13 protein-coding genes are annotated in these 10,573 nt (G+C 64.3%); 5 read left to right on the top strand and 8 right to left on the bottom strand.

The window, feature by feature from the left end; translation table 11 throughout:
• The first annotated feature begins 204 nt into the window (after positions 1–204).
• A complete protein-coding gene (locus tag M653_RS0128370) occupies positions 205–1,185 on the top strand; it encodes an ABC transporter permease (RefSeq protein WP_027146355.1) in 981 nt (326 codons plus the stop codon).
• Between the two features lie 122 nt (positions 1,186–1,307).
• On the top strand, positions 1,308–1,829 hold the full coding sequence (locus M653_RS0128365; RefSeq protein ID WP_027146354.1) for a hypothetical protein: 522 nt from the start codon (positions 1,308–1,310) through the stop codon (positions 1,827–1,829).
• A 100-nt stretch (positions 1,830–1,929) separates the two neighbouring features.
• Here the strand turns inward: M653_RS0128365 and M653_RS0128360 are convergent, their stop codons facing one another.
• From M653_RS0128360 to M653_RS0128340, 5 genes are all read right to left on the bottom strand, one after another.
• Positions 1,930–2,532, bottom strand: a complete 603-nt coding sequence (locus M653_RS0128360) for a cupin domain-containing protein (protein WP_027146353.1) — start codon at positions 2,530–2,532, stop codon at positions 1,930–1,932.
• Between the two features lie 123 nt (positions 2,533–2,655).
• Positions 2,656–2,946, bottom strand: coding sequence for a DUF982 domain-containing protein (locus M653_RS0128355; protein WP_027146352.1), 291 nt, complete (start codon positions 2,944–2,946; stop codon positions 2,656–2,658).
• Positions 2,947–3,043: 97 nt separating this feature from the next.
• Entirely contained in the window at positions 3,044–3,268 is a 225-nt protein-coding gene (locus M653_RS0128350) for a hypothetical protein (RefSeq protein ID WP_027146351.1), read from the bottom strand.
• 61 nt (positions 3,269–3,329) lie between these two features.
• Positions 3,330–4,961, bottom strand: coding sequence for a chaperonin GroEL (groL, locus tag M653_RS0128345; protein WP_027146350.1), 1,632 nt, complete (start codon positions 4,959–4,961; stop codon positions 3,330–3,332).
• 57 nt (positions 4,962–5,018) lie between these two features.
• A complete protein-coding gene (locus tag M653_RS0128340) occupies positions 5,019–5,333 on the bottom strand; it encodes a co-chaperone GroES (RefSeq protein WP_015316962.1) in 315 nt (104 codons plus the stop codon).
• Positions 5,334–5,675: 342 nt separating this feature from the next.
• Here M653_RS0128340 and M653_RS0128335 point away from each other — a divergent pair, with 342 nt between their 5' ends.
• Positions 5,676–5,954 (top strand): usg protein, encoded by a 279-nt coding sequence (locus tag M653_RS0128335; protein WP_027146349.1) that lies wholly within the window; start codon positions 5,676–5,678, stop codon positions 5,952–5,954.
• 103 nt (positions 5,955–6,057) lie between these two features.
• Here the strand turns inward: M653_RS0128335 and M653_RS0128330 are convergent, their stop codons facing one another.
• Both M653_RS0128330 and M653_RS0128325 read right to left on the bottom strand, forming a co-directional pair.
• Positions 6,058–7,560: an ATP-binding protein gene (locus M653_RS0128330; RefSeq protein ID WP_027146348.1), complete on the bottom strand. Its 1,503-nt coding sequence runs from the start codon at positions 7,558–7,560 to the stop codon at positions 6,058–6,060.
• Between the two features lie 337 nt (positions 7,561–7,897).
• A complete protein-coding gene (locus M653_RS0128325) occupies positions 7,898–8,608 on the bottom strand; it encodes a glutathione S-transferase family protein (protein WP_051442855.1) in 711 nt (236 codons plus the stop codon).
• Between the two features lie 197 nt (positions 8,609–8,805).
• On the opposite strand from M653_RS0128325, the gene M653_RS0128320 reads away from it, so the two are divergent.
• On the top strand, positions 8,806–9,114 hold the full coding sequence (locus tag M653_RS0128320; RefSeq protein ID WP_027146346.1) for a hypothetical protein: 309 nt from the start codon (positions 8,806–8,808) through the stop codon (positions 9,112–9,114).
• 153 nt (positions 9,115–9,267) lie between these two features.
• The gene (locus M653_RS0128315; protein WP_027146345.1) at positions 9,268–9,591 is read left to right on the top strand and encodes an endonuclease domain-containing protein; all 324 of its coding nucleotides are present in this window, start codon (positions 9,268–9,270) and stop codon (positions 9,589–9,591) included.
• A gap of 78 nt (positions 9,592–9,669) precedes the next feature.
• Here M653_RS0128315 and M653_RS0128310 read toward each other — a convergent pair whose 3' ends face one another.
• Positions 9,670–10,500, bottom strand: coding sequence for an aldo/keto reductase (locus M653_RS0128310; RefSeq protein ID WP_027146344.1), 831 nt, complete (start codon positions 10,498–10,500; stop codon positions 9,670–9,672).
• Between the last annotated feature and the right edge of the window lie 73 nt (positions 10,501–10,573).

The raw sequence follows: 10,573 nt of genomic DNA, 5'->3' as shown, positions 1-10,573 counted from the left end.
TCCTTCTCCCCTTGTGGGAGAAGGTGGCCTCGCGAAGCGAGGTCGGATGAGGGGTGTTCCAGGGAACGCAAACGCCTCATTCCGTCACACACCCCTCATCCGTCTCGGCGCTGCGCGCCGATCCACCTTCTCCCACAAGGGGAGAAGGGAGAAATGCGTCGCGTGCACCACCTATCCCACCCCATCGCGAGCAGGAGCCGCGCCATGAGCAGCACCGCGATCACGCCCGTTTCCTTCGGCCGCCGCCTGAAGCGTTTCATGGCCGACCGGCCGCTCATCCCGCTGATCATCCTGCTGGTCATCCTGGTGGTGATCCTGCAGATCCTGCGCCCCGGCATCGTCAACGAGCGCTGGATCGCCAACACGATCAAATTCGCCATACCGCTGGCGATCCTCGCCGGCTGCCAGACCATGACCATGCTGACCGGCGGCATCGACCTTTCGGTCGGCACGGTGGCGACGATGAGCGCCTTCATCATGGCGACGCAAGTGGTGAACCAGGACCCGGCGGTGGCGTTCCTGCTGGCGATGATGCCGGCGGTGCTGATCGGCCTCATCAACGGCATCGGCGTCGGCGTGTTCCGCGTCCACCCGCTGATCATGACGCTGGGCACCAGCCTGATCGGCACCGGCTGCCTGCAGGTCTATCAGCGCACGGTGATCGCGTCGGGCGCCAAGGTCCCCGACTTCCTCGCCTGGCTCGGCACCGGCGTCACCTCCGGCTTTCCAAACGCCCTGCTGCTGTTCGTGCCGCTGGCCGCCCTCATCGTCTTCACGCTCGCCCGCACCGGTTTCGGCCGCCTGCTCTACGCCGTGGGCGACAATGAGCGCGCGACCCGCCTCTCCGGCGTCCAGTACTGGCAGGTCATAACAGCGCTCTACATCTCCTCCAGCATGCTCGCCGGCATCACCGGCCTGCTCTATATCGGCCTGATCAAGGCCCCTTCGCTCTCGCTCGCCGAGCCGCTGGTGCTGCCTTCGGTGGCGGCGGCCGTCATCGGCGGCACCTCGATCTTCGGCGGCCGCGGCGGCTACACCGGCACCATCATCGGCGCGCTGATCCTCACCGTGCTGACCACGCTGCTCACCATCTTGCAAATGCCGGAAGGTGCGAGGCGGATCTTGTTTGGGCTGATCGTGCTGTTCGTGACGGCGGCGTATCTGCGGATTATCGAGGAGCGGTAGGCGGAAGCGCTGAACCCGTCGCGAAGCTTCTCGAAGTGCGATGGTCCACAGCGAACATGTTTTTGCGGCCAAGGTTTAGAGGTAAGCTAACGTATCCCTGCCCTGCCAGAGAGGCACCCTTAATGGCCACACGTCCGCGTGGAGGAGAAAGCAACAGACCTGTCGCAGGCGGTCTTGACGACGACGATCCTCGTCTTGCGTTTATTTATCAGGAGGCGGTGAGAGGTCTCACGCATCAGCAGACCGTTGTCGAGAACATGAGCACCCGTGCCGGTAGCCTTATCTTCGCCACCGCATTCGCAAACTCGTTGCTGGGCGGCGCGGCCCTTGCCAACGGGCTTGGAGTTTGGGACTGGACCGCCGTAACCCTGCTGTTCAGCATCGGCGGGCTGATCGTCTTCATGCTTTGGCCCTACCATCAATACACATTCCGCTTCGATCCAGAAGAGCTGCTCCATCAGTATGTCGATGGCGACAAGCCGGCGACGATGTCGGCCTTGCACCGCGCACTGGCCCTCCGCATCAAGGCGGACATGGCCAGCAACTGGCGGATTATCCAGCGGCTCCGGGTGGCGTTGCAGTTTGCGCTGGTCCTTCTGTTGCTCGATATCCTGGCTTGGCTTCTGGCGATCGCGGGCGTTTGAGAGCGTTCCACCGACGTGATGACTATTGCGTCGACTGCTCGGGCGCTCGTGCCGAGGCAGGGCTTGCGCCAATGAGTTTGCTCTCCTGCCTTTGGCGAATTCAGTCTTTCTTCCACGCCGCCAGCAGCGGGCCTTTGCTTCCATAGACCGGGTCCTTGCGCGGCCGGCCGACCCTGGGGATCGTCGCCACTGCCTTGGCGTGGTCGGCGGCGGTCGTGCATTCGTCATAGGTGCCGGATGGCGGATAGGCGCCAACCACGAGAAAGTCGTCTGAGGCGGAGATGCGCTGATGCCCGGTGCCGGCTGGCAGAACCGCGACATCGCCGGCCTTCAGCGCCAGCGTTCGTCCGTTCTTGCCGCCGAACCGGACTTTCGCCGTACCGCGCGCCACGCCCAGCACTTCGTGGATGCGCGAATGGTAGTGGACATAGTCGTAGATGCCGTTGCGCCAGCTGTCCCCCCAGCCATTGGCCGAGAAAAGCTCCTCCATGACGGCCGCGGGATCGAAGTCCTCCGGCAGCGTGACGGCACCGCGATAAACCACCAGCGGCCAGGACGGATGGTTGGGCACCAGGCCATCATCCCCAAACCTGAACTCGTTCGATTTTCGTGGCCTGACGAGATCGGCCGCGTGTTGCCTGTCCGGTCTTGCGGCACCGGTCACCTGTTCGGCTGCTTTCTTGATGCTTTGCAGGATGCTCATGACGTCGCCTCGCCTCGGGGAACCCAACGCTGATCAACCTGCGTGGCCGTCGCTTGGTTCCCGGCAGGCTCTGCGCCCGCGAAGCCGGGAACCGATCGCCGCACATCGGACGGACCCGCCGCCTCACCCCGCATGCATCTGATTGCCCATCGCCGCGGCCGGCGAAACCGCATCCGGCAGCAATATGTCGTTGCGGCGTGCGAAGGTGACCAGCGTCGCCCGCACCGTCTCCGGGTCGATCTCGCCGGCGATGCCCGCCTTGCAGGCATTGAGAGCGATGGCATGGGCGCCGTTGCGGCTGACGGCGGGCCAGTCCTGCAACAGCACATAGGCTTCCATCACGCTTTCGATCTTCCTCGGAAAGCCCATTCCGACCAGAAGGGTGACCGGTTCTTCAAACTGCCCGCGATTCATGGCTTGTGCCTCCTTTCGATTGTGCAGGCCCCGCGGCGGACCGAATACCGGAAAGCGCGGCCCGCCGCGGACAGGGTGATTGGCCGCCTTTTGGCGTTCAGCCGCTAGCCGATGTCTCGGACTCCTCCGACACCTGTTTCGCCGCCAGGAACATCAGGGTCGCGGCAGCGGTGCGCCGCTTCCAGCCGGCGGCTTCGGCCATGTCGAGCAGTCCCGCCAGCAGCGGCTTCAGCACGCTGCGGCATTCGGTTTCATAGGCCAGGAACTCCTTTGCCTGATGTGTCGGCGCGGGCACGGGCCCAAGGCCAGCCATTGCATCCATGTCTCTCTCCCTCAACTGATGCCCGCTCCCTGTCGAGGGAGCGGGCGGACTGACCGGGACCTCAGAAGTCCATCCCGGCGCCGGCGGGCATCGCCGGAGCGGCGGCTTCCTTCTTCGGCTTCTCGGCCACCATTGCCTCGGTGGTCACCAGAAGGCCGGCGACCGACGCGGCATCCTGCAACGCCGTGCGCACCACCTTGGCCGGATCGATCACGCCCTGGCCATAGAGATCGCCGAACTCGTTGGTCTGGGCATTCCAGCCCCAGCCGAATTCGCTCTTCTCGCGCAGCTTGCCGACGATGATCGAGCCCTCCGCGCCAGCATTTTCGGCAATCTGGCGAACGGGCGTCTCGATGGCGCGGCGCACGATCTCGACGCCGGTCTTCTGGTCGGCATTGTCCGTCTGGACAGCATCGAGCACCTTGCTGGCCCGAAGCAGCGCGACGCCGCCACCGGGCAGCACGCCTTCCTCGACAGCCGCGCGGGTCGCGTGCAGGGCATCGTCGACGCGGTCCTTGCGCTCCTTGACCTCGACCTCGGTCGAGCCCCCGACGCGGATCACCGCGACACCGCCGGCGAGCTTGGCCAGCCGCTCCTGCAGCTTCTCGCGGTCATAGTCGGAGGTGGTCTCCTCGATCTGGGCCTTGATTTGCGCGACGCGGCTCTGGATCTCTTCCTTGCGCCCGACGCCGTCGACGATGGTGGTGTTTTCCTTTTCGATCACCACCTTCTTGGCGCGGCCCAGCATCTCCAGCGTCACATTCTCGAGCTTGATGCCGAGATCTTCCGAAATCGCCGTGCCGCCGGTGAGGATGGCGATATCCTCCAGCATGGCCTTGCGGCGATCGCCGAAGCCCGGCGCCTTGACGGCCGCGACCTTGAGGCCTCCGCGCAGCTTGTTGACGACCAGCGTCGCCAGCGCCTCGCCCTCGACATCCTCGGCGATGATCAGCAGCGGCTTGCCCGACTGCACCACCGCTTCCAGCACCGGAAGCAGCGCCTGCAGGTTGGAGAGCTTCTTTTCATGGATCAGCACGTAGGGCTCTTCGAGTTCGACGCGCATCTTGTCCTGGTTGGTGACGAAATAGGGCGAGAGATAGCCGCGGTCGAACTGCATGCCCTCGACGATTTCGAGTTCGGTCTCGGCGGTCTTGGCTTCCTCCACGGTGATGACACCTTCATTGCCGACCTTTTCCATCGCCTCGGCGAGGAAGCGGCCGATCTCGGCGTCGCCATTGGCGGAGATCGTGCCGACCTGTGCGATCTCGTCGTTGTGGGTCACCTTGCGGGCGTTGGCCTTCAACTCGGCCACGACAGCCTCCACCGCCTTGTCGATGCCGCGCTTCAGGTCCATCGGGTTCATGCCCGAGGCAACGGCTTTGGCGCCTTCCTTGACGATCGCCTGAGCCAGAACGGTCGCGGTCGTGGTGCCGTCGCCGGCAATGTCACTGGTCTTGGAGGCGACTTCGCGCACCATCTGCGCGCCCATGTTCTCGAATTTGTCCTCGAGCTCGATTTCCTTGGCGACGGTGACGCCATCCTTGGTAATGCGCGGGGCGCCATAAGCCTTGTCGATGACGACGTTGCGCCCCTTGGGGCCGAGCGTCACCTTCACCGCATTGGCCAGGATATCGACGCCGCGCAACATCTTCTCGCGCGCTTCGGTATGGAATTTTACTTCTTTGGCAGCCATTGGATCACTCCTCTATCTAGGCAGCATTCGTTGACTGGTGGATTTTCGAAGAACCCGTCAGGCGGCCTTCTTCACTTGCGCGGTCTGTTCGATCACGCCCATCACGTCGCTTTCCTTCATGATGAGCAAATCCTCGCCATTGAGCTTGATCTCGGTGCCGGACCATTTGCCGAACAGGATACGGTCACCGACCCTGACATCCAGTTCAGTCAGCTTGCCGCTGTCATCACGCGCGCCGGGACCGACGGCGATGACTTCGCCCTCCTGCGGTTTTTCCTTGGCGGTATCGGGAATGATAATGCCGCCGGAGGTCTTTTCCTCGGCCTCGATGCGGCGGACCAGGATACGGTCATGCAATGGACGGAACGCCATGTCGTTCTCCTCTTGGGACAAACAGGTTTGAGGTTCCTCCGCACCGGACCGGCAATTGGACCGGTGCGGGGTGCGGCGACCCTTTGTCAGGCATCGCGCGCGCATATCGAGCTAGTCTTGCCATTTTTGGGTTTCAAGAGGTCGGCCAAAAAATTTTAGCACTCACCCTGAGAGAGTGCCAACCGGCTGTTATCGTGTGGGTATTCTGCCTCGCGCCGGGAGCTGCCGCTTGAAGCTCCGCCGCGGTTCAACAAAATATCCGCGGCCGGCGCAATCGCGGGCGCCGGAACCGCTCGCCCGCTCAGGGAGTTGGTTGAAGACGGCCGCCGAAAGGAGACATGAATGGTTGAAAATGTCAGCAAGGAGTTCCGCCTCCAGATGGAAGGCTATGGCCTGACCACGGCTCAGATTCATTATCATCTGCCCGACCATCCGAGCCTGCTGCAGCTTTATGTCTGGCAGGACTACGACCTAGCGCCGGAGTTCCCCGAACTCAAGGGGTTCCTCTCCTATTGGGAGCGCGAACTCGAGGGACCGCTTCACTCCGTCCGCGTCGCCCACCACCGGCTGATCACCCCATCGGAATGGCGAGCCATCGAGGGCGTTATCACCATCCAGTAAAGCGTCCTCGCACGGCTGACCCTCACCGGAAACAGATAAGCGACCGGCCGGTCTTGCCAGGATGCCTACCTGACGGCCCGAGGTTGAAAACTTCATAGCTCTCTCACAGGGCCAGGCTCCCCTGCTCCGCCTCCTCGGCGTTGGGGTCGCCCGGCGCCGTTGCCCAGGCGAGTTCGACCAGCGTCACGGTGCGCCGGCCGGCGCCGTCGAGCTGGCAGACGATGAGACCCTGCTCCTCGATATAGGTGAGCAGCCGCCGGGCCCGGCGCATGGAATGCGAGCCATAGGCGCGGGCGATCGCGCCATCGCTCGGGCACGGCCAGCCCTCCTTCGCCGCGCGCGCGATCATCATGAACACGCCCTGCATGTCCTCCGGCAGCAGCGAGGCGCGCACCGAGACGTCGCGCCACACATCGTCCTCGCTAGTTTCAGACCCCAGCCCGGCACGGGCGCGCGTCAACATGCGGCGGAATGCGGGCAGATCAGGCACGACCGAGGCGAGACCCTCGATGCGGCAGCGTACGACGAACTCCTGGTAGAGCACGCCGATCACGCGGAAGCCTGCGTCAGGTTGTGCCAGAATAGCGCGCAGCACGCGGTCCACCCGCTCGCGCCGCTCCGCCAGATCCTCGTCGCTGATTTGCGGTTCCGCCGGTTCGGGGCGGATGTCGCGCGGCGCCGATTTCGCCGCCATCAGCTGCTCCAGCAGGTCCGGCGACGCCACCCGGCGTGGCGCGCGCATCGTCTCCGGCGGCGGGGCGGCCAGGATGATGGCGCGGGCATCCTCGAGCCCCGCCTCGGGCAGCGGCATCAGCCTGGGGGTGCCGTTGCGCGGGCTGGTGTCGGTCGGGCCGATGCGCAGGCCGAGCGGCCGCCGCGACAGCGCCGGCCCCAGCGCCATGAACTGCCCGCGCTCCAGATCGCGAAAGGCTTCCGCCTGCCGCCGCTCCATGCCCAGGAGATCGGCGGCGCGCGCCATGTCGATATCGAGGAAGGTGCGGCCCATGAGGAAGTTGGAGGCTTCCGCCGCGACGTTCTTGGCGAGCTTGGCCAGCCGCTGCGTGGCGATGATGCCAGCCAGCCCCCGCTTGCGGCCACGACACATCAGATTGGTCATGGCGCCGAGCGAGAGTTTGCGCGCCTCGTCCGACACCTCGCCGGCCACCGCCGGCGCGAAAAGCTGCGCCTCGTCGATCACCACCAGCATCGGGTACCAGTGGTCGCGCGCGACCTCGAACAGCCCGCCGAGAAAGGCGGCGGCCCGCCGCATCTGGTTCTCGGCATCGAGCCCTTCCAGGTTGAGCACGGTCGAGACGCGATGGATACGCGCCCGCTCGCCGGCCGCCTGCAGCCCGCGCTCGGTATGCTCCTCGGCATCTATGACCAGATGGCCGTAGCGTTCCCCCAGCGTAACGAAGTCGCCTTCGGGGTCGATGATGGTCTGCTGCACCCAAGGAGCGCTCTGCTCCAGGAGCCGCCGCAACAAATGCGACTTGCCGGAGCCCGAATTGCCCTGCACCAGAAGGCGGGTCGCCAGCAATTCCTCGAGATCGAGCATCGCCGGGTCGCCCGCCGTCGTGTGTCCCATCTCGATCGCAACGGTCATGCCAGACTCATCAACTCCTTCGCAGACGGGCTTATCAACCCGATCGCGGCCCGTCGAGCGTGGCATGGCCGGCGATTCGCGTTGCGCACAGCCGAGACAACGACGACGTGGCCGCGATGGACGGCCGAAGCCGGCGGGCCGCCTGCCGTTTACAGCCCTGACCTGTGGATAGTAACCATTTGTTCACCATGGGCCGGTGTTCCGATTGCGGACACCAGGCATCCGCCTAACCTGACCCTGCATCGTGCCCCAACGTGATGCACCCAACGCCCCCAAATGGCGGCCGGCGTCTTCAAGTTTCTCTCCAAACGTATACGCCGGTCGCCACCCCTTTCGGTTACAGCCTCGGTGCCGCCTCATGCGGCTCGATCTGTCCTGGGACTGGCGGCAATCGCGGCGCTTCCAGACCCTCGAAGGGATCACGCCACGCGTCGATGGCTTCAAGCCGCCCGTACCAGCGGGTGAGCGCGGGATAATCACCAAGCGGCAGCCCAGCGACGTCGTTGAACGGCAAGAACGTCGCCATGCGGAAGTCGGCATAGGAGACTGAATTGCCGACCAGCCATGGCTGGTCGACAAGCACCGCCTCCAGGATCGCGGCGGCCTTGGGGAATTCTGCAAGTCCCTCCGCGACTTTTTCCCGATCGATCGGCCCGATGTGATAGCGCTGCTTGGTGCCGCGCTCGAAATGCACCATGTCGCAGGCCCGCACGAAATTCTCCTTGCCCCAGCTCAGCCAGCGGATCATGTCGGGCTCATCCTCGCCGGTGCGCCAAAAATCCGAACCCATGTCGCGCGACAACCGGCAGGCTATGGCGTCGGCCTCCCAAAGGCTGCCGCCCGGCCACGCCAGTATGGGGAGGGAAAGGTTGGGATTGAGCGGCCGGAATCGCTCCGCTTGCCCCGGCGCGAACGGCGACGCGAATTCGAAGGTCACTTTCGCCCCGAGATGACGCGCCACCGCGACCCCCAGGCGCGGATTGGGGTTGCGGCTGAAGTACAGTTTTGTTTCCACCCCAGCCGGCGTCGGCTCGACCTTGTCACTCATGAGTGCCTCTCCTTGTTCCGGCGACCATCGCCAGATCAAGGACGAAGACGGCTGGTGCAATCCTACAAATCTTACATTTCCCGCGGACCGGCGGAACGAGCAGCCCATCGAAACAGGATGGGTCGTGCAAAGTTTGGGTTGACCGCCTCCGATGGCGAGGCGACACTTCATCCCACAGCAAGGCAGGAGGAAAAACGATGGATGAGCCCGACCGCTGGCGCCACATGTCCAGCGCGCCAAAAGACGGCAGCCGGATACTCGTTACGGTCCGCCCGTCCGAACAGGGGCCAGCGGAAGTCGACCTCGCCTACTGGTCACGCGCCGATCAGTTCGGTGAGGAAGGCTGGCGCGCCTCCGATTCCTCGCCCGGCCGCGTCGTCGAATACGCCGAGCCGGAGCTGAAGTGCTGGATGCCGATGCCCTCGGCCAATCTCAGCCGGGGCGCCTCGATGCCGGCGCCATGGGAAGGCGACGACGCGCAACAGCTGGATGGGTCGGGGATTTAACGCGCCGAGGGCGAAGCCGCCGATCTCCCCCCTCGTGGGGGAGATGTCCGGCAGGACAGAGGGGGGCGCCGTAGAGCGCCAACCTCAATCACAATCGAAGCTGCCATGCCGCATACGCCATTGCCCCCACAAAACCGCGCAAACGCTCGATCGATGCGCAAGGTCATGACCGACGCGGAGTTAAAGCTCTGGAATGAACTTCGCGCGCATCGGCTGATGGGGCTTGGCTTTCGAAGACAATTTCCTATTGCCGGCTATATCGCCGACTTTGCGTGCCCGCAGAAGAAGCTCGTCGTCGAACTCGATGGATCGCAGCACGGCGACGCAGAGCTTGCAGCGGCCGACACCTTCAGGACGACGCGGCTGGAACAGGACGGCTGGACCGTGCTCCGGTTTTGGAATGACGATGTCATCCGCGACATCGACAATGTCTGCCAGCATATTGTCATCGTGGCGGGTTTGGGTGGTACGGACTGAGAGGCCGGCGGGACAGTGCCCCCCTCTGCCCTGCCGGGCATCTCCCCCACGAGGGGGGAGATCGGCAACTTCGCACACTCAGAACAAAAAGGAAGCCGTCGCCGGATTCGGCCCGTTGCGGCCGTCGGCCGCATCCATGCCGCCGATCGTCTCCAAGTCCTGCGCGTCCAGTTCGAAATCGAAGACGTCGAAATTGGCCGCGATACGGTCCTGGCGGACCGATTTCGGGATGACGATCAGCCCTTGCTGGAGATGCCAGCGGATCATCGTCTGCGCGGCGGACTTGCCGTGTTTGCGGGCAATGCCTGATATGGTCGGATCGCTCAGCAGGCGGCCGCTGCCCAACGGACTCCAGCTTTCCGTATGAATGTCGTGCCGGGCGTGAAACTCCCTGAGCGCGCGCTGCTGGAAGCGCGGATGCAACTCGACCTGATTGACGACCGGTGTCACGCCCGTCTCCCCGATGATGCGTTCCAGATGATCAGGATTGAAATTCGAGACGCCGATCGACTTAATGCGGCCGGCCTGCTTCAGTTCGACAAGCGTCTTCCACGCCTCGATATATTTGTCCTGGCTCGGCACCGGCCAATGGATCAGGAACAGGTCGAGCTGCTCGACGCCGAGCTTCTGCATCGTGTCGTCGAAGGCACGAAGCGCCGCATCGCGCTGGTGAGCACCGTTGCGCAGCTTCGAGGTGATGAACAGCTCGCTTGCCGGCACGCCGGCGGCGCGGATCGCCTCGCCGACCCCTTCCTCGTTCTGATAACCCTGCGCGGTGTCGATCAGCCGGTAACCGGCCTCGATCGCCCAGCCCACTACCTGCGCGGTGATGTCGTGATCGACCTGCCACACGCCAAGGCCAAGTGCGGGGATGGCGGCGCCGTCGTTCAACGTGATCTGTTCGGGCATGATCTGGTCCTTTTGCGGGGGGATGGTCCAGCCTATCTAGGCCCGACATCGCGCAACGGCCAGTCGCCAAGGG

This window comes from Mesorhizobium sp. WSM3626 (assembly GCF_000513935.1).
GTDB classification, from domain to species: domain Bacteria; phylum Pseudomonadota; class Alphaproteobacteria; order Rhizobiales; family Rhizobiaceae; genus Mesorhizobium; species Mesorhizobium salmacidum.
The sequence above is the reverse complement of the archived record's forward strand: the minus strand, read 5'-3'. Positions and strand labels throughout refer to the sequence as shown.